This window comes from Massilia sp. X63, assembly GCF_041023745.1.
Classification (GTDB): domain Bacteria; phylum Pseudomonadota; class Gammaproteobacteria; order Burkholderiales; family Burkholderiaceae_D; genus Telluria.
Map to the genome: position 1 here is coordinate 1 of NZ_JBFTEF010000018.1, position 22,222 is coordinate 22,222.

The 22,222-nt window shown below is 68.1% G+C and carries 19 protein-coding genes; 8 read left to right on the top strand and 11 right to left on the bottom strand.

Annotation, left to right across the window (positions count from 1 at the left end):
* The 5 genes from AB3347_RS23365 to AB3347_RS23385 form a co-directional block, all read right to left on the bottom strand.
* Window positions 1-1,711, bottom strand: a 1,711-nt coding sequence (locus tag AB3347_RS23365; protein ID WP_369094109.1) for a M1 family metallopeptidase, incomplete at its 3' end; no start/stop codon positions are given.
* 134 nt (window positions 1,712-1,845) lie between these two features.
* The gene (locus AB3347_RS23370) at window positions 1,846-2,994 is read right to left on the bottom strand and encodes a HupE/UreJ family protein (RefSeq protein ID WP_369094110.1); all 1,149 of its coding nucleotides are present in this window, start codon (window positions 2,992-2,994) and stop codon (window positions 1,846-1,848) included.
* Complete coding sequence (locus AB3347_RS23375) at window positions 2,991-4,166, bottom strand: hypothetical protein (protein WP_369094111.1); 1,176 nt, start codon at window positions 4,164-4,166, stop codon at window positions 2,991-2,993. The genes AB3347_RS23370 and AB3347_RS23375 overlap by 4 nt, the downstream gene beginning before the upstream one ends.
* A 61-nt stretch (window positions 4,167-4,227) precedes the next feature.
* Window positions 4,228-4,500 (bottom strand): hypothetical protein, encoded by a 273-nt coding sequence (locus AB3347_RS23380; protein ID WP_369094112.1) that lies wholly within the window; start codon window positions 4,498-4,500, stop codon window positions 4,228-4,230.
* Between the two features lie 12 nt (window positions 4,501-4,512).
* Window positions 4,513-6,006: a DUF4331 domain-containing protein gene (locus tag AB3347_RS23385; protein ID WP_369094113.1), complete on the bottom strand. Its 1,494-nt coding sequence runs from the start codon at window positions 6,004-6,006 to the stop codon at window positions 4,513-4,515.
* A 230-nt stretch (window positions 6,007-6,236) separates the two neighbouring features.
* Between AB3347_RS23385 and AB3347_RS23390 the strand changes: the two genes are divergently transcribed.
* Entirely contained in the window at window positions 6,237-6,812 is a 576-nt protein-coding gene (locus tag AB3347_RS23390) for an RNA polymerase sigma factor (protein ID WP_369094114.1), read from the top strand.
* Window positions 6,809-7,510 carry an anti-sigma factor gene (locus AB3347_RS23395; RefSeq protein ID WP_369094115.1) on the top strand — a complete coding sequence of 234 codons (702 nt, stop codon included), beginning with the start codon at window positions 6,809-6,811 and terminating at the stop codon, window positions 7,508-7,510. The genes AB3347_RS23390 and AB3347_RS23395 overlap by 4 nt, the downstream gene beginning before the upstream one ends.
* An 89-nt stretch (window positions 7,511-7,599) precedes the next feature.
* On the opposite strand, the gene AB3347_RS23400 is transcribed toward AB3347_RS23395, so the two are convergent.
* The 4 genes from AB3347_RS23400 to AB3347_RS23415 form a co-directional block, all read right to left on the bottom strand.
* On the bottom strand, window positions 7,600-8,256 hold the full coding sequence (locus tag AB3347_RS23400) for a helix-turn-helix transcriptional regulator (protein ID WP_369094116.1): 657 nt from the start codon (window positions 8,254-8,256) through the stop codon (window positions 7,600-7,602).
* Entirely contained in the window at window positions 8,253-9,539 is a 1,287-nt protein-coding gene (locus AB3347_RS23405) for a type II toxin-antitoxin system HipA family toxin (protein ID WP_369094117.1), read from the bottom strand. The genes AB3347_RS23400 and AB3347_RS23405 overlap by 4 nt, the downstream gene beginning before the upstream one ends.
* A 105-nt stretch (window positions 9,540-9,644) precedes the next feature.
* Window positions 9,645-10,493, bottom strand: coding sequence for a phytanoyl-CoA dioxygenase family protein (locus tag AB3347_RS23410; RefSeq protein ID WP_369094118.1), 849 nt, complete (start codon window positions 10,491-10,493; stop codon window positions 9,645-9,647).
* Window positions 10,487-10,936: a hypothetical protein gene (locus AB3347_RS23415; protein WP_369094119.1), complete on the bottom strand. Its 450-nt coding sequence runs from the start codon at window positions 10,934-10,936 to the stop codon at window positions 10,487-10,489. The genes AB3347_RS23410 and AB3347_RS23415 overlap by 7 nt, the downstream gene beginning before the upstream one ends.
* Before the next feature lie 82 nt (window positions 10,937-11,018).
* Here AB3347_RS23415 and AB3347_RS23420 point away from each other — a divergent pair, with 82 nt between their 5' ends.
* On the top strand, window positions 11,019-11,411 hold the full coding sequence (locus tag AB3347_RS23420; RefSeq protein ID WP_369094120.1) for a MerR family transcriptional regulator: 393 nt from the start codon (window positions 11,019-11,021) through the stop codon (window positions 11,409-11,411).
* Here AB3347_RS23420 and AB3347_RS23425 read toward each other — a convergent pair.
* Window positions 11,395-12,846 (bottom strand): serine hydrolase domain-containing protein, encoded by a 1,452-nt coding sequence (locus AB3347_RS23425; protein ID WP_369094121.1) that lies wholly within the window; start codon window positions 12,844-12,846, stop codon window positions 11,395-11,397. The genes AB3347_RS23420 and AB3347_RS23425 overlap by 17 nt on opposite strands.
* An 84-nt stretch (window positions 12,847-12,930) precedes the next feature.
* Window positions 12,931-13,992 (bottom strand): hypothetical protein, encoded by a 1,062-nt coding sequence (locus tag AB3347_RS23430; RefSeq protein WP_369094122.1) that lies wholly within the window; start codon window positions 13,990-13,992, stop codon window positions 12,931-12,933.
* Window positions 13,993-14,226: 234 nt separating this feature from the next.
* Here AB3347_RS23430 and AB3347_RS23435 point away from each other — a divergent pair, with 234 nt between their 5' ends.
* From AB3347_RS23435 to AB3347_RS23455, 5 genes are read left to right on the top strand one after another with little or no spacing between them, the layout of a single operon-like run.
* A complete protein-coding gene (locus AB3347_RS23435) occupies window positions 14,227-15,720 on the top strand; it encodes a hypothetical protein (protein ID WP_369094123.1) in 1,494 nt (497 codons plus the stop codon).
* On the top strand, window positions 15,717-17,216 hold the full coding sequence (locus AB3347_RS23440) for a hypothetical protein (protein WP_369094124.1): 1,500 nt from the start codon (window positions 15,717-15,719) through the stop codon (window positions 17,214-17,216). The genes AB3347_RS23435 and AB3347_RS23440 overlap by 4 nt, the downstream gene beginning before the upstream one ends.
* A 41-nt stretch (window positions 17,217-17,257) precedes the next feature.
* Window positions 17,258-17,716, top strand: coding sequence for a hypothetical protein (locus AB3347_RS23445; RefSeq protein ID WP_369094125.1), 459 nt, complete (start codon window positions 17,258-17,260; stop codon window positions 17,714-17,716).
* Window positions 17,717-17,733: 17 nt separating this feature from the next.
* Window positions 17,734-21,405: a tubulin-like doman-containing protein gene (locus AB3347_RS23450; protein WP_369094126.1), complete on the top strand. Its 3,672-nt coding sequence runs from the start codon at window positions 17,734-17,736 to the stop codon at window positions 21,403-21,405.
* Window positions 21,402-22,220, top strand: coding sequence for a hypothetical protein (locus AB3347_RS23455; RefSeq protein WP_369094127.1), 819 nt, complete (start codon window positions 21,402-21,404; stop codon window positions 22,218-22,220). Before AB3347_RS23450 ends, AB3347_RS23455 begins: the two co-directional genes overlap by 4 nt.
* Window positions 22,221-22,222 lie beyond the last annotated feature (2 nt).

The window sequence follows — 22,222 nt, forward strand, 5'->3', positions numbered from 1 at the left end:
ACCAGCCGCGCCAGAACCAGTCGAGGTCGGTGCCGGAAGCGTCTTCCATGGTACGGAAGAAGTCGGCCGGGGTCGGGCGCTTGAACTTCCAGCGCTCGGCGTATTCCTTGAAGGCGAAGTCGAACAGCTCGCGGCCCAGGATGGTCTCGCGCAGCACGTTCAGTGCGGCGGCCGGCTTGGCGTAGGCGTTGTTGCCGAACTGGAGCAGCGACTCCGAGTTCGTCATGATCGGCACCTGGTTCTGGCTGCGCATGTACTGGACGATCGAACGCGGGTGGCCGCGCATCTCATCCCAGTCTTCTTCCCAGGCTTCCTGGGCCAGCGACTGCACGAAGGAGTTGATGCCCTCGTCCATCCAGGTCCACTGGCGCTCGTCCGAGTTGACGATCATCGGGAAGTAATTGTGGCCGACTTCGTGGATGATCACGCCGATCAGGCCGTACTTGGTGCGCTTCGAGTAGGTCAGCTCGCCGGTCTTCTTGTCCTTGACCGGACGCGGGCCGTTGAACGAGATCATCGGGTATTCCATGCCGCCCACCGGACCATTGACCGAGATCGCGGTCGGGTACGGGTAGTCGAAGGAGTACTTGCTGTACTGCTCGATGGTGTGGATGATCGCGTGGGTCGAGTAGCGTTCCCACAGCGGGTTGCCTTCCTTCGGATAATAGGACATCGCCAGCACGTCGTTGTTGCCCGACTTGATGCCCTGCGCATCCCAGATGAACTTGCGGCTCGAGGCGAATGCGAAATCGCGCACGTTCTTGGCCTTGAAGTGCCAGGTCTTGGTGCTGGTAGCGCGGCCCTTCTCGGCGGCTTCGGCTTCGGCCTGGGTCACGATCAGGACCGGCTTCTTGGCGGTTTTCGCCTGGCGCAGGCGCTCGCGCTGGGCGGCGCTCAGGACCTCGTTCGGGTTCTGCAGTTCGCCGGTGGAGGCGACGATGTGGTCCGACGGCACGGTGATCTGCACGTCGTAGTCGCCGAATTCCAGCGTGAACTCGCCGGCGCCCAGGAACTGCTTGTGCTGCCAGCCGTAGACGTCGTAGTAGGCCGCCATGCGCGGGAACCACAGGGCGATCTCGAACAGGTCGTTCTTGTCGTCGAACTTCTCGTAGCCCGAGCGGCCGCCGAGCACCTTCTGCTCGTTGATGTTGTAGTGCCAGTCGAGGGCGAAGGACACGCGCGCACCCGGCTTGAGCGGCTGCGGCAGGTCGATGCGCATCATGGTGCCGTTGATGGTGTACTTCAGCGGACGACCGCCGCCGTCGCGCACGTTGCGCACGTTGAAGCCGCCGTCGAAGCTGTTCCCTTCGAGGACGTTGCGCAGGGCGTCGAACTTCACGCCGTCGCTGCCGCGCGCCTGCCAGGCTTCGCGCGAGGGCAGGGTGGCGGTCTTGCGGGCGGCCGAATCCGGCTTGTAGATGTTCTCGTCCAGCTGCAGCCAGAGGTACTTCAGCGTGTCAGGGGAATTGTTGTGGTACGTGATGGTGCCCGAACCGGTGAGCGAACGCTTGTTCTCGTCGAGCGTGGCGCGCATCGTGTAGTCGGCGCGCTGCTGCCAGTAAGCGTGGCCCGGCGCGCCCGACGCGGTGCGCACGGCGCCCGGCGTCGGCAGCAGTTCGTCGAGCTGGCGGAATTTGTCGTCGAAAGGAGGCGCAGCTAAAACCGAGGCACTGAGGCACAGCGCGGCTAGTCCGATGGGCAGACGTATCATATTTCCCCTGGAATTGTAATTGGAATAGGAAAAACTATTCTAGCTTTACCAAAAATCAATTGCTCAGTGGATTTGTAAAAAAGCTGATACATAATGCATATGTGGCGGATGCGCACGGATCGCCGCGCCGCTCCTCATGCGAACGCCCGGCTCCAGGGCGCCAGCTGCAGGTCCAGGCTGCGCTCTGCCAGCCAGATTGCGGCCACCAGGGCGATCGCCACCGACCCGCCCAGCATGACCACGCGCCGGTAGAACAGGCCCTTGCGCAGCCGCCACGCGAGCGGCAGGAACACGGCGACGATCGCCAGCTGGCCGAGCTCGACGCCCAGGTTGAACCCCACCAGCGACAGCAGCAGCGCGCCCTGCGGCAGGCCGAGGTCGGCCAGCACGCTGGCGAAACCGAATCCGTGCAGCAGGCCGAAACCGAAGGCAAACAGTACCCGGCCGCGCTGGTACAGGGGCCGCAGGTTGTTCAGCGCGGCCACGATCACCGAGGCCGCGATCGCCGATTCGACCAGGCGCGAAGGCAGGGCCAGCACCCCGAGGGCGGCCAGGGTCAGGGTCAGCGAATGCGCCAGCGTGAAGGCGGTGACGACCCGCAGCACGTCCATGCCGGCGCTGCGGAAGCCCTCGCGCCCCACCCATTGCCGGTCGCGATAGAGCAGCACGGCCGGCAGCAGCAGCGACAGCAGGAACAGGATGTGGTCGACGCCGATCCAGATGTGCCAGACGCCCTGTTTTGCGTACTCGAGGAACTGGCGCCAGCCCGCGGGCTCGGCCAGCTGCAACTGCGGCCGCGGGTTGTCGGGGCCGAGGATGCCGCTGGAGGTGGCGGCGCCATGGCGCAGGGCGAGCAGGCCGCGGTGCTGCGGGTCGAGTTCGGCCAGCAGGGTATAGCCGACCGCCAGGGTTTCCACCGGCGCCGCACAAGCCCCCTGCAGCATCAGCACCGTATAGGCGCCGTCGGTATGGCTGTCGACCAGCTGCTGCGTGACCTGCAGCGGGCAGTCGGCGCCGCCCGCGGACAGTTTCAGGTGGGTCAGCGCATAGGCGGCGATCGCGCCGTGGCGGGCGCGCACTTCATCCCAGGTCAGGGCGCCGTCGCCGTCGGCGTCGAGGCCGACCGCCAGTTCGAGGTCGCGCAGGGCGATGTCCCAGCGTCCCTCGATGCGCGCGCCCTCGACGGTCAGGTTCAGGTAGCTGTCGCTGGCCTTGTGGGCCTGGGCGCCTGGCGCCCACAGCATGGCCGCCAGGGCCAGCAGGGAGGCAAGCAGGCGCATCATGTTGCGGCTCCCGTGCGCGGGGCCGCGGCCGCGAGGCTGCGGTCTTCGAGCCGGCTGTGGCGCAGCCAGTCGCGCACCAGGCGGGCGGCGTCGGCGTCGCCGCTGGCGGCCGCGGCGCGCGCCAGGATGCGCAGGTCGGCCGGCTCCTTCTGTACCGCCCAGTTCAGCTTGGCCAGGCGCACCGCCTCGGCCGGGTCGCGCGCCAGCGCCAGCGCGAAGCGTGCCTCCTCGCGCCGGTGCACCGTGTCGCCGCGCCGGCGCGCCGCTTCGAAGCGGGCGCGCAGCGCTTCGCGCTGGCCCGCGGCCTCGGGGGCGCCGAGCGCGGACAGGGCCAGCGCGTGGCGCAGCAGCAGGGCATCGGCCTGGGTGCGCCCTTCCAGCAGGGGCAGCACCTCGCGCGGCCGGCCGCGCTCGAGCAGGAAGTCGGCATAGGCGGCCAGCAGGTAGCTGTCCTGCGGATCGGCACGCAGGGCGGCGCGGAAATGGGTCTCGGCGGAGGCATGCTCGCCGAGCCGCTCGGCCATCTCGGCCAGCAGGGTGGCCGACCAGGCGCGCAGCGGCGCCGGGGCGTCGGCGCGCCCGGCGAGGGTGCGCGCCAATCTCGTGTAGCTGGGGCGGGCCTGGCCGCTGACGCTGCCGGCGGCGGCCAGGCAGGTCTGCAGCACCAGGTCCGGCGCACGTCCGAACAGGCGCGCGCAACTGCTGCGCGAGCCGGCATGGTCGCCGGTCACCAGCAGGATGGTGGCGCGGGTCAGCCAGGCCTGGGCATTGCCGGGCTCACGCCGCACGACCTCGTCGAGGTCGGCCAGCGCCGCGGCGAAGGCGTGGGTACTCTGGGCCAGGGTGGCGCGCAGCACCAGCACCTCGGCCGGGACCTGCTGGCGCGGCAGCTTCCACCAGGGCGCCAGCGCGGCCTGGGCGTAGCCGAGGTAGCGCGGGTCGCCGTCGCGGCGGGCCTGCTCGATGCAGCGCTGCGCGAGCGCGGAGGCGCGCGCCACGTCGCGCGGATTGGCGGCCAGTTCGGCGCGCAGCTGCGTCAGTTCGCGCTGCACCGGGTCGAAGCGTGCAGGCAGGCGTTCCAGCACCTGGCGGCCGCTGGACGGAATGGTGGGCGCTGCGGCGGCGCTGCAGGTCAGCAGCAGCGCCAGCAGCAGGGGGGGAAACTTCGACATCATTGCTCCATCGCTTTTCGGAGACGACGGGCCGCACGGCGCGTCCCGTCGTCGGTTCAACTCAGCTCGACGGCAGCGGTTCCGGCTCCGTGTTTTCCGGCGTGGTCGCGGTAACGCTGTCGATCGCGGCCGGCTCGTCGTTGTCGAGCAGCGACGCGACGCGCGCGGCGACCAGCGAGAAGAACGAGTCGGCGGCCGGCGGCGGGTTGGTGCCCGTCGGCGGCGCCGGCGTGACCACGTGTTCGCGCTCGTTGCTGCCGCCGCAGGCCCCGAGCAGCAGGGCCAGCGACACCAGCAGCGCGCCGTTGCGGATGCGGTGGATGGTGGAAGTCATGGCGTTCTCCTCTTACTGGTTGCCCGGCAGCGGGGTGTTCAGGTAGGGGAAGGCCGGCTTGAACGATGCCGCGGTCTTGCGCACGCCGTCGGTAAGCGCCAGGCCGCCGGCCGGCGCATCGGCCGGCTTGCAGCCGACGCCGAGCGCGTCGCCGCTGCCGGTCAGCACGCACAGCGCGCCCATCGACACGCGCAGCGCGATGTCGACGATGTCGTCGGCCGGACGGCGGCCGTTCGGGAAGCCGGCGTTGTCGCCTGCCGCCACGCCCATCGGGTTCTGGCTGGACAGCGCGGTCGGCGCGATGCTGGTGTTCAGGCGCAGCATCTCGGACGCCACCACGTTCTTCGGCTGGTTCACGCCCGGAATGCCCTTCAGGAAGGCGGTGACCAGGTCATTGCGCGGGAAGTTGGTCGGCGCCTTGGCGGACGGGAACAGGGTCTCGATCAGGGCCGGCAGGGTCGGGTTGGTGACGTAGGCGAGGAACTGGCCGTCGTCTTTTGGCTTGGAGGTGTTGAAGCGGTCCTTGTCGTCCATGCCGATGATGACTTCGTTCACCAGCGGCATGCCGAGGCGCGAGACCTGGGCCCAGGCGCCGCCCTCCTTGACCGCGTTGTTGATGCCGCTGCTTGGTGCCGGATTGATCAGGCGGCCCTGGCGCATGCTGGCGGTGGCGTAGGCGCCGATCACCGGCTCGCCGGCCGCCGTCACGCAGCCGATCGGCAGCTCGAGCGCGATGGCGCTGACGTTCTTGTTTTCGAGGTCGTTCTTGTTGCCGTTGACCTCGGCGCCGAGCGGATTCAGGTTGACCAGGTCGAAGATCTTGCCGACCGCGATGTAGAAGGGCTCCTTGCGCTGGCCCACGAAGACCCGGCCGGTGCCGCATCCGGGGATGTTGACGTCGTAGATGTGCTGGTTGGCGTAGGTCTCGTAGCCGGCGGCGCCGCCGAAGGTCTTGTCGCCGATGTTGTCGACCGGCTTGTCGAATTCGGTCGCACCGCCGGCGCCGGCCAGGCGGGTGCGGGCGCCGCTGCGGCGGTCGCCTTTGACCATGTCGATGGTGTAGGTCTCGCGCACGTTGAGCGAGGCCGGATTGACGCCGCTGACGGTATTCGAGTTGATGAGCGGGATCAGCATCTGCTTGCCGCCCACATTGAGGGCGGTGCGCTTCGAGGTGCTCTTGAAGCGGAACTGGAAGGAGATGTCTTCCTTGGCGTCGCCATTGTTGTCGACATGGATTTCGTACAGGGCGTTGTTATCGAACTGGTAGAAGTTCGGGCCGCCCTGCGGGTCCTGGAAGGGAATGAAGTTGGCGATCATGGTCACGTAGCCTTCACGTCCCGGGGCGTAGCTGCGGAACATGTAGAAGTCGGTGCCGTCGACCTTCGGCGCATTGGTGAGGAAGGGCGCTTCGCGGTGACTGGACGCAGCGGCGGGCAGGGCCAGCGCGGCAAGGACCGCGCCCGACAGGAGGGCGGCGGCCCAGGGGTATTGCTTACCAGATTGCATGATGATCTCCTCGTTGATGTTGTGGTCCCCTCCAGGGGCTTGCAAACTTGCCGCGACACCGTTTGCTGCGGCACGGCTACCCAGGTATATACGCAGGCCGGGCCCGATCGGATTCAAGATATTTTTCTTGCATTGCCTCGACGTAAATATGTTAAGTTTGTAACATCCTTGGCAAAAACGTCAAAAATATCCATCGTCGCAAAGGCACTCCTGTGGCTCAGTCGTCAAATTTGCTAAATCCATTACAGCTGAATGCTTGGTTACGTGGCGCCGCGCAGAAAGATGCGTTCGCTTTCCGGGAGCTGTACGAAGCCAGTTCACCCCGCCTGTACGGGCTGGCGCTGCGCATCCTGCACCGGCGCGAGCTGGCCGAAGAGGCCTTGCAGGAAAGCTTCGTGTCGATCTGGCATCACGCCGGCGATTACCAGGCCGGCCTGTCGGCGCCGATGACCTGGATGAGCACCATCGTGCGCAACAAGTCCTTCGACCTGTTGCGGCGCCTGCAGGTCGAGGTCGAGATCGATGGCGAAGACTTCGACGAACGGGTGCTGGCCAGCCTGCGCGACCCGGCCGCCAATCCGGCCGAGGCCCTGGAGCTGAGCAGCGAGGCGCGGGCACTGGCGGCCTGCATGTCGGCGCTCGAGGAAAGGCACCGCAAGGTGGTGGGCCTGGCCTTCTTCCACGACCTGTCGCACAGCGACGTTGCGCAGAAGCTGGCGCTGCCGGTGGGGACGGTGAAGACCTGGATCCGGCGCAGCCTGGCGCGGTTGCAGGCCTGCCTGACGGGCGGCGGGAGGGCGGCATGAACCTGCGCGGCAAGCAGCTCCTGCGCGACCGCCTGGCGGCCGGCTACGTGCTGGGCACCCTGCGCGGCCATGCGCGCCGCCGCTTCGAGGGCTACCTGCACGACGATGCCGCGCTGCGCCGCACGGTCGCCGAATGGAACACGCGCCTCGGGGCCATGGCCGAATTCGTCCCGGCGGCCACCCCGCGCATGCAGGTCTGGCGCGCGATCGAGACCCGCCTCGGCCTGCGCCGGAAGGCGCCGTCCTGGCAGTTCTGGCGCCACGGGTCGCTCGGTTACTGGCGTACCCTGGGCGTGAGCTCCAGCATGCTGGCCGCGTTGCTGCTGGTGGCAGTCATGCAGGATCGCCGCGAACCGGCCGTCAGCGATATCGCGACCCTGACCGACGAGCAGGCCCGTACCGCCTTGCTGGTGCTGGCCGACCGCGACCGCCAGCGCCTGAGCGTGCGCCTGGTCGAGACGCAGCCGCTGGCGCCGGGCAAGGTGCTGCAGCTGTGGGCGGTGCCGCGCCAGGGCAATCCGCGTTCGCTGGGCGTGCTCGAAGGCGGCCGCGAGCTGAGCTTGCCGCTCACGCGCCAGGCGCTGGGCGCCGACGTGGCGCTGCTGGCGGTCAGCCTGGAACCGGCAGGCGGCTCGCCCAATCCGGATGGGCCGACCGGACCGATCCTCTACAAGGGCGGCTGGGTGCGGGTGATGTGAGCCTACTGGTTCGAGTTGGCAAACACGGCGCAGCTGTGGCCGGGTTTGTAGGGTAGCGCCGTTTTACGCTTGGCGCTGACCTGTTTGGGTCAGGAAGAACCGGTCTTGCGCTTCTTGCCGGCAGATGCAGTCACTGCAGCCATTTTTTTTGGCACGGGTTTGCGCCTGGGCTCCAGAGTCGGCACAGACTCTCGTGCAGGTTCGAGGTCCTTACGGACGTGTTCGAACTCGTCCAGCTGTTTGTCCAGACCATGGAACATTTGATTAAGCTGCCTTATGTTTGCGAGCAGACGCTCCTGATTCTCTGCAAGCTCCTTCAGGCGGCTTACTCCAGTCAGGTCGGCAAGGTGGCGGTAACGTTCAATGCTCTTGAGATCGGCAATCCTTGCAACGATATCCGCATGGGTTGGTGCACCGGACGGCCGTTCGGTTTCGAGTTCATGCGCGGCCTCCGTAGCTGAGGATCGAATTTGTTTGGAGGGGACAAATGCAACTTCGAGACCGAAAAACTCCCCGATGCGGTTCAAGGTCGCCACGGTCGGATTCCCCTGGCCCAGCTCGAGCGCCTTGATGACACGCGCACTGACTTCGCGGTGACGGGCGAATTCTTCCTGTGTCAGGCCGGAAATTGCCCGCATTTCGCGGACGCCTTCGGTGAGCGACAGCTGGGCTGCTGCGGCAGTTTGCAGCAGCTGGTTGCGTCGTTCCCTGGTCTGCTCCTTGTTCACCGTTTTTCGTTTGCTCATGAGGTCCTCAATTCTAGGAGTTGGAGACGTTGCGCCGTAATGCTTGGCGTGACGAAATCGACGATGTCCTGGTCGACGCCCACCTCGCGCATGATGTCCGCCAAGCTTCCCAGTCGTTCGCCGAACTGTAACAGCGCCTCGATCAGCTGCTGGTGTTCGTCCCGCTCCAGCCCCAGATGCGGCAGAATGTCTTCCCAGCGTGGCAGCTCCTTCTTCGACGCGGGGTGATACCAGCGCGCGGCGCGCGTGATGCCTTCGGGGTCCAGGTACATCGGCGCGAAATCGAACAAAGGCGTGATCCGGGTCACGCCGTCGACGGTTTGCACCGCGGTGTTACGGGCATGGTTATCCGGATTGCGCATCGCCAGGTTCAGTACGTCGCGACGGATGAACTCGATGGTTTCCTCCGCCGGGTTGTCCACGACCTTACGGATGGCCGCCACTAGCTGGAACTGGTTGGCCTGGATTCCGAAACCGCCCAGGCCGGCGATCGACGCTGCGCTTTCCTGGTGAAAACGCAGCACCTGTCCGTCCAGCGTATGCCGATCGAAGCGTGGAATGAACAGCATGTCCTTGTGCAGGACCGGAAGGTCAAAGCTGCGGATGCCCAAGCGCTGTGCTACTTCCATATAACGCGCCTCGTTGCGCAGCACTTTGATATCGGCTGCAGAAGGGCCGCGTGGGCGCTTGACGATAAAATGGCGCTGGGCCTGATCGTCAGGAAGGGCTGCGTCTGGATACCATTTGCCATTATGCGCCTGGGTCAGCAGGTACTTGGGTGCAACGCCCTGGATGCCGGTACCGCCTGCGGCCAGCATTCCGTAGACCATCATCGTTTCATGGAAATCGGGCGCACGGGCCAGCAGTTCTTCCAAGCCGAAGCCGTCCGCGGCAAGTCCATGACGATCGACATGCTCATCGAAGTAAGCGACTGCTTCCCGGATGCGCAGCCGACCGATTGGATTGAAGGCACCGGCGCACAGCAGCGGCAGGTCGGATGCTGGGGCATCCGGCAGCTGGAGTCGGTCGAGAAGGAATTTGCGCCCGTTGCCCTGCGGGACCAGGTCATACAGGAAGGCTGGCCAGGCCTGCAGGACGTGACGATCTGCGTCCAACGGAATGGCGAGGGATACCGGAAGCACTGTGCTGCCGAAGGCATAGTCCAGGTCATATTCGAAGACGCAGTCGTTCGCCCGGAAGCCGCTACGCACGACATCGGAAAAACTGGCTTGCGCTGCCTCTAGCCACTGGCCTTCGTGAAAGAGCTCGATGTGACAATCCATGTTGGGCTTTTGGATACGCTGGTAAAGTGCTTATCAAGGCACTAAAAGTGCATTAAAAGATACTGAAGCCAGTATAGCAAATCGCGGAAACCGTGAACTTCGAACTCAGCCGGCCTGATCGAAACCCCGTACCGGAAACTCGACATTGCGCTGGATCCAGTTGCGCGGCGAGTAGGTCGCGCGTCCGTCGGTCACGTGCAGGGTGAAGGCATGGCGCGACACCTTTGATCTGTTCGGCGCGCTGTAGTGGGGCAGCAGGCCGTGGAAGCACACCAGGGTGCCGGCCTTGGCTTCCAGCGGTACTGCCGTACTGTCGTCCGGCCAGGGCGTGGCATCCAGCTTTTCCATGCTGATGCTGTCACCACTGCGCAGGAAGCGCTCGCGCAGCGGGCCGCGATGGCCGCCCGGCTCCGCCCACAGGCAGCCGTTGTCGACGGTGGCGTCTTCGAGCGCGAACCAGAAGGTGGTGACGGTGATCGGATCGCTGTCGAAGAAGGTCGCGTCCTGGTGCCAGCGCACCTCGCCGCCGATGCCGGGCTGCTTGAAGATGTACATCGATTGCCATACCTGCGCCTGCTCGAGGCCCAGGTCGCGCGCCACCGCCGCCAGTTTCGGGTCGCGGGTAAAGGCGTCGAACACCGGGTCCAGGTCGTGCATCGCATGGCCGATCTTGTTGATCGACAGCGCCTTGGCCTGGCGCAGCTGGCCGTCCGCACCGAACGCCTCTTCCTCAAAGAAGCAGCGCACCGTGTTGTCCGAACCGAGGAACCAGGCGTCGCTGGCGCGTTCCTGGTCCTTGGTGGTGAAGATGGCGCGCGATTCGTTCGGATCGAAGGCCTCGACGATTTGCTCGGCGCGATGGCGCAGGGCGGCGATCTGGTCGAGAGGCTTGAAATCGGGGATAACGAGGAAGCCGTCGCGCTGGTATTGGTCGCGTTGTTCGGTGGTCAGCATGCTGTGGAGGTGCGGGACAAAACGCCATTGTAGCGCTGCCCGTCGGCCTCGCGGCCGGCCGGCCACCACTGCGCCACCCCCCAGGCAAACTCCGGCACCACGAACAGCCACAGCACCGGCGCGCCGGTTTCAAACAGGCACCAGGCCATCCAGGTCGAAAACAGGAAGCGCCCGACACCGTCGAAGCGACCCAGGCGCCGGGTCGGTTCGAGGATGCGCAGCACCGACCACACCAGCACGATGCTGCCCATCAGGCAGGCGAACAGCAGGTGGAAGGGCGTGAAGGCGGGCAGGGCGGCGCCGCCCAGCGCCATGTTCAGCGCCGAGATCTGGTCATGGGCCAGGGCGAAGGTCCAGGGAGTGGCAAAGGCGGCAGTGACGACCAGGTCGTAGACGGCGCTGGCGCGCACGATGCGGCGGTTGGCGGAAGAAGAGATCGGCATGACGGGACTCCTGGGTGAATGAAGCCTCCATCCTCAAGCCTGGAGTACACTCCAGGGTCAAGCGATTTTTCGGGATGACGCCATGCAGATTGGAGAACTGGCCGCCGCCACCGGCCTGAGCCGCGACGCGCTGCGCTTCTACGAACAGCGCGGGTTGCTGACGGCGCGCCGCCTCGCCAATGGCTACCGCGACTATCCGCCGGAAGCGGTCGAGTGGCTGTGCTACCTGCGTACCGCCCAGTCGCTCGGCTTTACCCTGGCCGAGATCGAGGCCGGCATGCCGCTGCTGGCGGATCCGGCGACCTCCGGCCTCGAACTGCGCGCCGCGCTGGAGCGCAAGCTGGCCGACATCGACGAGCGCGTCGCCGGCCTGGCCGAACTGCGGGCGGGACTGGCGCGGCGCCTGGCCGAGCCGCTGGACGCCTGCCCGCTGCGCAGCCCGGCCGCCGTGACCAAGGTCAGCGAACCCGCGTGAACCCGACCTTGAAGGATCCGCTGACCAGCTGGCCGCCAGTGTCCGCCATGTGCAGTTCCAGCTCGCGCGACAGCACGAACAGCGTGCGCGCCGATTCGGCGTACAGCGGCTCCCACTGCTTGTCGCGCAGGGCGACCATCAGCTTGCCTTCGCGCTCGGCGATGTCGAAGCTGCCGAGGCCCTTGATCTCGTAGCGTCCGGCCAGCCTGGCGCGGGTGGCTGCCGGCAGGGCGATCGCCTTGCGCATCACGGTCTGCTTGGTGGGCCAGCGGTATTCGGCCGCGACGGCGCGGAGCAGTTCTTCCGCCAGTTCGGCGCCGGCGTCGCCGTTGGTCATGACCACCGCGCCGTCGCCGCGCTGGACGAAGGCATACAGCGTGTTCTGGTAACCGACGTTGCTGCCGCCGTGGTTGAAGGCGTGCTGCGGCGCCCTGCCGTCGATTCCCAGGCCGAGCGCGTAGTCGTTCATGACCGGACGCAGCATCGTGCGCGTCATGGTCGGCGACAGCACGCCGCCGGCGCCGGCGGCGCCGCGCTGCAGCGCGAGCGCGAATTTCGCCAGGTCGGTCGGCGTCGTCCACAGGCCGGCCGCCGCCAGCTCGGGATAGGTGTAGGGGCCGCCGGGGTGCGGCGTGCCTTTCGCGGTGTGCGGCAGGGCGGCGCGTGCCAGCAGGGCAGTCGGAAGCGGCTGGGCGAAGCTACTGTCCGTCATGCCGAGCGGCTTCAGTACCGTGTCGTCCAGCAGCGCGTCGAAGGGCCGGCCGGAGCGGTCGACCATGGCTTGCTGCACGATGCTGTAGCCGCCGCCGGAGTATTTCCAGGCGTCGCCCGGCATGCCCTCGATGCGCACCGGCCCGGTGTTGGCCGGCGCCGCGCCGTCCAGCACCTGCACCAGGGCCGGCACCTGGGCGCCCGCGGCGTAGCCGGGGAAGCCCGAGACCGTGGTGCCTGCCGTGTGCGACAGCAGCTGGCGCAAGGTGGCGGGACGCCTGGCCGGGCCCGGAGGCAGCTTCCAGCTGGTGAGCACGGTGTTGATGTCGGCGTCGAGCTCGAGCTGGCCCGCTTCGACCATCTTGAGGGCAGCCATGGCGGTGACCGGCTTGCTGATCGAGGCGGCCTGGAACAGGGTGTGCGGCGTTACCGGCGCGCCGCCCGCCTGGGTCAGGCCATGGCCCTTGGCCCAGGCGATCTTGCCGCCGCGGATCACGGCGATGCTCACGCCCGGCACGTGCAGGCGTTCCATCTCGGCGGCCAGGGTGCGGGTATCGGGCGTCGCGCCCTGGATCGCCACCGCCGGGCGCAGCCCGCGCTCGATGCGGCCGATGGCGTCCGCGTCCTGTGCCTGCGCCGGCCAGCATGCCAGCACTGCCGACCCCCATGCGCCTGCCGCGATTGCGCGCACCGCCCAAGGTCTCTTCGTGTTGCCTGCGTCCATGCCGTCTCCCGTCGCTGTTGTTGTGTTACCTGATCGGTAACCAGTATCGGGAAACGCGGCCGCCGGCGCAAGCGCTGTATGTACTCAGTTCGTGCAGAGCCAGCGTCCGTCCGCGTAGACGCGCTCCTCGCCCAGATACACCGCATCGGTCACCGCGAACACGTCGATGTGGTAGCGCGCGTCCTTGCGTTTGAAGCCCGGCTTCGGGTACACGCCATGCTTGGCGCCCAGCGACAGGTGGATGCCGCACATGCGCTCGTAGGTGCCGATGTCGTCCACCCGGCGCTCGCGCGTGAAGGCGCGGTTCAGGCCGAAGCCCAGTTCGCGCACCCAGACCTCGCCTTCGTCGAGGGTGATCTTGTCCAGCACCTCCTGGAAGGCCGGCGTGGCGTTCTCGGTGCCGACCACGCGCCCGCGTTCGATGACCAGGGTCACCGGGACCTCGGGACGATTCGAGCGGTAGGAGGTGTCGCCGAACACGTGCACCTGGACCCGGCCGTGCACCGCTTCCAGGTCGAGCGCTTCGGTGAACACCTCGCCGATCGGGAACTGGCCGCCCACGTTGTTCATTTCGCTGTAGTCGCCCACGTTCAGCTTGGCCGGTTCGAAGGGCGAGCCGAAATGCAGGGTCTCGCCGCCGCCCACCACGCGCGCATGCGGCGCCACGTCGATGCGGCGCTTGAGCGCGCGTCCGGTGCCGCGGAAGTAGGCCGGGTCGTAGGCCAGCGACGCGATGTAGTGCTCCGATTGCAGCCCCGGCATGCGCGACAGGTGCACGTGCTCGATCACCTTCAGCCCGAGCTTGAACAGCTCGACCCGGATGCGGAAGCCGTCCAGGCGGAAGTTGGTCGACTGCACCAGCACCACCAGGTCTTTCGGCGCCATGGCGCGGAAGGCCGCCAGCACGGCTTCGGGCGTGGCGCTGTCGAAATCGATGAAGCGCGCGTGCGGCAGGTTGCTGCGGTAGCCCTCGGTCAATGCACGCGACAGGGGCGTGCGCTCGTCGTGGACCATCAGCGCGGCATGCCCCGGACCGTGTTCGACGGCGAGCGCCAGGATGTCGCGCAGGTGCGTGGTGGCGGCGTCGACGGCGTGGGCGGGGAGCTCGTCCGGATGGGGGAGGGCGGGTGACGCTGGGGTATGCATGTTGGACGGAAATGGAAGCGAAATCGCCGCCATTATACGTACGTTGGCCAAAAGTTCCCCGTATCAGCCCATTTTTGTCTCATCTATTGATCCTTCAGGTGCCACCGCGCGCTACCCCGTGTACGGCGCGCCGCGCGGCAGTGGCCGGCGCTATGATTTGAGCAACAACAACGGCCTCGACAGGCTGGATTGCGGTCAACAAAACCCCAGCACTAACGTGCAACAAGGCGACGAATGGCATACCGATGGGAAACGCCTGCCAGTGTCTGGCAGGAAGACGAACGTAGCGGGCAGTTCGAACTGCTGGCCAGCGAAGGGCTGGGCCGCATCGACTGGCAGGCCCATGCGCCGGGGCGCCTGCCGGATGTCGCCCGCCTGCTCGGCGCCTCGCTGCCGACCAGCTGCGGCTGCGCGCCCATCTATCCCGAAGGCTTCGCCTTCTGCCCCAACTGCGGCAAGCCCTTGCAGCGCCTGCCGGGCACGCCCTCGCGCCAGCCCGGCTGGTGGGGGGCGGACGGCGACGTCATGCTGCCGCGCCATGTGCCACATGGCTTGCCGGTCACGTCGCTGCCGCTCGGCGACAGCCTGGAAGAGCGCCCCGCGGCGCCGCATCCCGGCCGTTGCGACCTGACGATGCCGGCGCCGCCGAATGCGGTTTGCGTGTTCGCCGCCGCCCATTACGGCTTTCCCGAACAGCGCCTGCTGGCGCTGGCGCACACGCGCGGCGTGCTGCAATACTGGGATCCGGTGGCCGGGCTGTGGCACGTGATGGCGCCTGACGAGGGCGCGGCCAGCCTGGCCTTCACGGTCTCGAACTATGCCTGGCTGCCGGTGCTGGAACCGCGCCGCGGCGAGGTCGCCATCGTGCCGACCAACGGCGGCCTGCAGCGCCTGTGGATCAACCCCGTCAACGAGAGCTACCGCCTGGAGCCGGTGCTGCAGGCGCCGCTGGTGGCCGCCCCCGGCGCGATGCGCCGCCACATCGCCTGCCTGGTCGCGCCCGACGCGCCTTCCGGCCCCCAGGTGCGCCTGTGGAGCGCACGGGTGGATATCGACGCGGTCGAGGAGTTCGCGTGTCCGGACCTGCCCACAGCCGGCTGGTCGCGCCCGTTCGGCTACGACGGCCGCCTGTTCTGGCTGCACGAACAGGGCCAGCTCGCGTGGCGCCCGGGCGAACCGCCGCTGTTCACGCCCTGGCCGCCGGGCTGGCAACCGCGCCTGGCCTTCGGCGGCCCCACCCAGAGCCGCGACGGCCGCCTGTGGCACATCGGCCATGACGGCCAGGGCTATTCTTTCCTGGAACTCGGCAGCGAACGGCCGGAGGCGGCGCCGATCGACGGCGCGCGCCTGGGCTTCGCCAATTTCCTGTTCCGGCGCGGCCATCCGGTGCTGGACGAGCCCTGGTCGAGCGAACACGTGGAAGACCTCAACCAGGACGACACCCTGGTGCTGCCGCTGCTGCGCGCCTTTAATAACAACCGCAGCCAGCCGAGCGGGCTGGTGCTGCGCCTGCACAAATACACCGGGCGCGCCGAGGACGCGCTCGACGCGAAGGTCATCGCGCGCACCACGGTGGAATGGATCGGCCGCCGCAACGTGATCCTCGACGAAGTGGTGCGCCTGTCCCGCCCGCTCGAATGCGTGCCCTTCGTCCATGCCGGCTGCCTGTGGCTGCACCATCCGGACTGGAATGCGATGCGCGGCTGGCGCCTGGAAGAGCAGGCATGAGGGCGCGCTTCAGGCACCTCCTTGCAGCCCTGGCGCTGCCGGGTTTGCTCTCCACGGCTGCCGGCGCCTGGGCGACCCCGCACGTTGTGCTGGTGCAGAACTCGGGCTGGATGGAGCCCTTCTACAGCGATCCCGGGTCGCAGTTCAAGCCGCTGGTGGGCGCGCTCGCCGGCGCCGTGGTGCAGCCCGGCGACGCGCTGGTGCTGGCGGCCTTCAACCAGTCGCTGCCCGGTGCGCCTTCGCCCAGGGCGCTGCTGTCGCTCAAGGCCGACGGCAAGACCGTGCGCAGCCGCGTGAACGCCGCGCTGGCGAACCTGGACACCGCGCGCAAGCCGGGCAGCAATGCCCTGGCCGACACCGACCTCGGCGAAGCCGTGCAGGCCGCCATCGGCACGGCGCTGGGCGGCAAGCCGGGCATCGTCTGGCTGGTGACCAACAATCGCAACAGCCCCAACAACGACCAGGCCACGGCCGCGCGCAACCGTGAATTCTACGAGCTGATCCACCGCGGCGCGGCCATCGACAAGGTGGTGGCCTTCCCGCTGCGCATGCCGGTCCAGGGCAAGCACTACCAGGCCAACGGCCTGATGATCTATGCCTTCGCGGTCGGCAAGGAAGGCGGCCGCGCGCTCGACGCCCTGCTGGCCGACAAGCGCATCGCCAGTGTGATCACCGAGCAGCCGGCGCGCCTCAAGCCGCTCGACCGCGACACCGTGCGCCTGGTGCCGGCCCAGGTCGAGGATGCGCCGGGCGTGGCTTTCTCGCAGGCGCCGGGCGGGGCGCTGCGCGCCGACGTCGACCCGGATGCGCGCACGCCGCGCGCCAGCGTCACCTGGCGCCTGGAAAACGCGATGTACCCGTACACCATCGCCTCGGCCACGCTCAGTGCGCGCTCGATGCTGGCCGGCGAAGACCGCAAGATCGCCCTGGCCGGCAGCCGCATCGAGAACCTGGCGCCGGGCAAGGCGCTGCCGCTCGGCTCGACGATGCAGCTGCCGGTGGCGCAGTTGCCCGACAAATGGTCGATGGCGGCGCTCAAGTCGGCCGGTTCGGCCTACGTGCTGCCAGGCCGGATCGAACTGCACCTGGCCAACCAGCGGCTCGAGCTGTCGCAGGGCTTCCGCCAGCGCATGGCCGCGCTGTTCCCGGGCGACCCGCTGCCCGAGATCTTCACGCCGCCGGCGTCCATCCAGGCGTCCAACGCGGTGCTGCCGCTCGAAGTGCGGGTGCATTACGGCATGGGACCGCTGGCGGCGCTGGGCGGGCTGGCGGCGGCGCTGCTTGCCGCGGCGGGAGCGGCCGCCTGGGCCTACGGCCGGCCGCGGGTGGCGCAGGTCACGGTCGAGGACGAGCTGCGCACCATGCGCGCCCGTCCCGGCACCACGCAACCGATCTACGACAAGGCCGGCGCCCAGGTGGCGATGCTCAAGACCACGCTGTTCGGCCACCAGCTTCTCGACCTGCGCGAAGGTGCGCAGGTGCGGCTGGGACGCTGACGCCCGGCCGCCAACAAACAATAAGAAAGAAAGGAAACCCCATGCAAGGCACCCAGAAACCATCCGCCCCGTCACCCGCCGATCCCGGCTTCAAGCTGCCGGAAGAATCGGCTTCGCCGCAGGATTCGCTGCCGCAGACCACCCCCGACACCGCCGGCCGCCCGGTCGAGGTGGTGCCGGGAACGACGGGCGCACCGGTGCCGGCCACCGATACCTCGACGCGCGATCTGGCGATCGGCGCGGTGGTCTTCCTCATCCTGCTGGTCGTGTACTTCTTTGTGCGCAACGCCTACGTGCACCACCTGGTGGTGCGGCGCGTCGCGCCCTCGTCGGCGGGCAGCGCCGGCTGGCTGCTGTTCGTCGGCCTGGGCTTCCTGTCGGCCGCCGCGGTGCTGGCCATCATCAACGCCAGCAAATTCCTGACCTTCGCCGTGACCGGCCCCCTGGTGGCGGTGGGCCTGGTGGCGCTGGTCGCGGCCCTGTTCACCGGCCGCCGCTAATCAACATCGAGAACGACATGGCAGATTTCCCCAACCCCGCAGCACTGAACGCTAAAGCCGAACTCAAAGTCGACCTGCGCCCGACCCTGTTCATCGGCGCCGGCGGCACCGGCATGGAAGTGATGATGCGGATCCGCCGCCGCATCCTGTCGGCGGTCTGGAACCGGCACCACCCGACCCGGGTCGAGTCGATCGCCGACTTCCCGGTGGCGCGCTTCCTGCACTTCGACCTCGACAACAATTCCATCATCGACGAGGGCAAGTCGCAGCGCACCGATCCCTGGTACGAACTGGTGAAACTCACCGACGAAGAGCGCCTGGTCGAGCCGCTCGACCTGCCGCAATACCACGAATCCGACGACAGCCTGGCGCGTTTCCCGCTGATCGAAAGCTGGATGCCGCTGCGCCCCAAGAAACTGCGCTCGCTCGGCATCGACCCTTCGAAAGGGGCGGGCCAGATCCGCGCCCTGGCGCGGCTCTACCTGTACGACAAATACCCGAAGCTGCGCGGCCGCATCAAGGGTGCGCTGAACGTCCTGAGCAGCAATGCCGGGATCGAGCGCAAGGAGAACTACCAGCGCCTCGGCCTGCAGGTCGACACCTCGAAATTCCGCATCGTCGTGATCGCCTCTTGCGCGGGCGGCACCGGGGCCGGCAGCGTGCTCGATCTCGGCTGGCTCTCCAAGGCCATCGCGCGCCAGGAAGTATCAAGCAGCCAGGTCGACCTGGTCCTGCTGATGCCCTCGGGCTTCGCCAAGGCCAACAAGGAGCGCACCGAGGCCAATGCCTACGCCACCCTGATGGAGCTCGAGACCGCCATGCGCGACATGAACGCACGGGTAGCATGGATGGACCCGGACAGCCTCAGCGGACGCGGCGCGCCTTTCGATGACGTCTATTTCGTCGACACCGCCAACCTCGCCAACAAGGCCACGCTCGACGTGAAGGACGTGTACCAGATGGTGGCCGACACCCTGTTCGAAGACTTCGCCTCGGCCGATTTCGCCAACCGCAAGCGCTCGGTGGCGGTGAACCAGCAGCAGCACAAGCTGGGACCCTACAACCCGCGCGTGCCCGAGCAGCGCTTCGGCGACATGCGCCTGTCCTACTCGAAGGCCTATTCCGCCTTCGGCCAGGCCGTGCTCGACACCCAGCAAAGCCTGCGCGACGACATCCGCGCCTACGAACTGGCCGGCCTGATGGTGAAGGCCTTCTTCGGCCTGGCCGGCACCGACGGCGTGGCCGCGCGGCGCGCCGGCGACGCCGAGCGCGACAGCTTCATGCGCGAGCATATGGACATGGCCGAGCGTCCCTTCGACATCTTCCCCGACTTCCGCAAGGGGACGGTGGACGTCACACCGTTCCCGGAGTACGCGCTCACCGGCACCCTGCTGCTCGACAAGGACGGGCGCCTGCTGCTCGAACGCGTCGAGAGCAAGGTGCAGCTCGAGGTCGACCACATCATGGCGTCCTACGACATCGCGCAGTGGCGCGAGAAGCTGGCCGAACTCCTGCCCCAGCTCGAACGCGACGCCATCCGCGAGGCCGGCGCCACCGCCGAGACCAGCGAAGACCGCATCAAGCGCCACACGGCCGAGGTCACGGCGCGCCTGAAAACCCGGGTGCGCGAGCGCCTGTACGCGCTGCTCGACGACCGCAAGCAGGGCGGCCTGGAATTCGTGCTCTCGCTGCTGGAACAGGTCAAGGCGCGGCTGGCGCAGCGCGACCTCGCCAACGCCGAGCGCAACGGCCGCCGCTACCGCGACATCCGCGATGCCCTGCGCACGCGCCAGGTGGAAGAATCGCTGAACAACCTGTCGCAGGCGGCCGGCCGCCTGTTCGGCAAGGAGCCGCAGGCGCGCGAGGTGATGAACCACCTCAAGCGCGACATCGCCGACTACCTGCGCTTCCACCTGCTGGCGGTCGCTGCCGGCCAGTCGGTCGAAGTGATGCGCAACATGTCGGCCTGGCTGGGCGAACCGCAAAGCACCGACGAGCACGGAAACGCGCAGTGGAGCGGCATCGCCGGCGAGTTCCAGGAAGGGCGGCGCCAGGTCCAGGCCATGCTGCAGGCGGCCGACCAGCGCATCAGCCAGCTGCGCGCCGATGCGCGCCAGGAGCACGCCACCTACATCAAGCTGGCCGGCGACGTGCTGCCGCCGCCGGTGCGCCTGACGGGCGACGTCAGCGCCTGGAGCGAGGAAGTGCTGCTGGAATTCGGCGGCTCGGCGCGCCTGTTCCCGCAACTGGGCGACGAGCGCCTGCGCGCCGACCTGCTGCTCAAGCTGTTCCGCCGCGCCCAGTTGCAGCTGTCGGCCCAGGAGCTGGAACAGCCCGAGCCGGTCGACCCGCTGCTGGAGCGCTTGTCGGCATTGAGCCCGCAGGAGCGCCAGCGCGTGTTCGCCGAATGGATCCGCAGCGCCATGCCCTGGGTGAACGCGCGCTTCTCGGCCGAGTTCACGCCCAGCGCCGACCAGTTCAAGTGCTTCATCGGCGTCGGCGACGTCGGCGCCTGGCGCAAGATGGAAGCCGAACTGCGCGCCGCCGTGCCCACCGGTTACTTCCACGGCGAGCTGCTCTCGGTGGTCAACACCGGCATTGCCGGCAAGGCGGTGTGCTACATCGAGCTGTCGGGCTTCCCGATGACGGTGCTGCGCGGCCTGCCGACCTGGCGCGCCTCGTACCAGATCGAGAACCCGAAGATCCCGACCCACCTGCATTTCGACGCCACGCGCTTCCGCCATCCGCTGTCGCCGTCGATGGACGAACTCAACCGCCTGGCAGACGACTATGAGTGGTTCCTGCAGGCGATCGCGCTGGGCGTCATTCGCCGCAAGGCCGACCTGGGCGACCGCGAGGCCAGCTTCCAGCCGCGCGGCCAGTACCTGTTCGAGGTCGAGCCGGGATCGGGCGAGTGGCTCCAGATCGGCAACGAGTATGCGATCCGCTCCAACGGCCTGCCGCCGTACTACCGCGACGGCGTGATCGGCGCGGTGCGCCACCGCCTGGCCAACGTGGGACCGCACCAGTTGCTGCTGCTGGCGGCCCTGATGCGCCACTACCAGTTGCGCGTGTACGAACCACGCCTGGAAGTCGACGAAACCGGCGCCCAGCTGCCGTCGCCTTCGCTGCCGAACATCACCGCGCGGCGCCTGTACGACCAGTGGATCCGCCGCGCCGCCGCGCTCGACCCGACGCTGTCGCCCAACCACATCGAAACCGCGCTTGCCGGCATCGGGCAGTGGACCGAGACGGTGCCGGATTCGGCAGGCGACGCCTACAGCTGGGAAGTCGAGCGGCCGGTGGACAAGCGCGTGATCTTGCCCCAGTACCTGCAGAGCGACCAGCATGCGGCCGCAGTGCTGCAGCGGCCGCTGCAGCACCAGTCGGCGGTGGAGCTGGCCAAGGCCGCGCCGGCCGCCGCTGCCCCGATGCAGCCGCGCTACAAGCTGTTCGTGCAGGGCGCCCAGCGCGGGCCGTTCACGATCGACGAGATCGCCGGGCAGGCGGCGCGCGGCGAGATCGACGCCGCGACGCGCGCCTGGAACATGGCCTGGAACCCGAAGCTGGACAAGTGGAGCACCGTCGGCGCGCTGCCCGAGCTGGCGGCGCTGCTGGACGATGCGATCCCCGATCCGGACGACGCCGGGATAGGCGGCGCCGGCGACGGCATCCCCGACCCCGAATGAAGGACGGCACAGTGCAAGACGACACGGTCTACCGCTGCATCGGCCCGCAGTGCGGGCGCCTGATGCCGAGACGGGTGAATTTCTGCCCGTGGTGCGGCACGGCCCAGCAGGCCGCGCCAGCGGAGCCGGGCGTGGCCACCGGCGCGGCCATGGCGGCGCCGGTGCTCACCAAGCCGCCGCGCCCGATGATGCCGCCGACGCCGACGCCGACGCCGGCCCCGACTGCCGCACCAGCGCCGGCGCCGGCGGCGGCGGGCGCCGCTGCAGGTCCGGTGCCTGGGGCGCGGCCGCAGCGTGGCCCCGGCATCCCGCCGCCGCCCGGTGTCGGCCGCGGCGTGGCCGCTGCGCCCCCGGCTGCGCCGCCACAGCGCGCGCCGATCCGGCTGCGCTGGTGGATCATTTCGCTGGCCGCGCTATGGCTCGCCTGGATCATCGTGCGGCCCGAGGGCACCCGCATCGAGCGGCGCATGGACCGCGCGGTCGCGCTGGCCGTCGAGTGCAAGGCAAGGGAAGCACAGGACGAATTGATCGCCCTGCGCGACACCCGGGCCACGCCCGAACAGCTGCGCCAGGTGCAGCAGTCGCTCAACAAGGCGGCCGCCGACTGCACCCGTGCCGAGCAGCGCGCCAGGGCCTGGCGCGAGGCCAGCGGCGCGATCCAGAAGCTGCGGCGTGCGCATACCTACGACAAGGCGCTGGCCCGACTGGCCGCGTTCACGAAGCGCTGGGGCGCGGACGACCGCACCCGCGCGCTCGAGCTGGAGATCCAGGACGAGCGCGAGCATCCGCTGGCCGACCCGACGCGGGGCGAATGAGC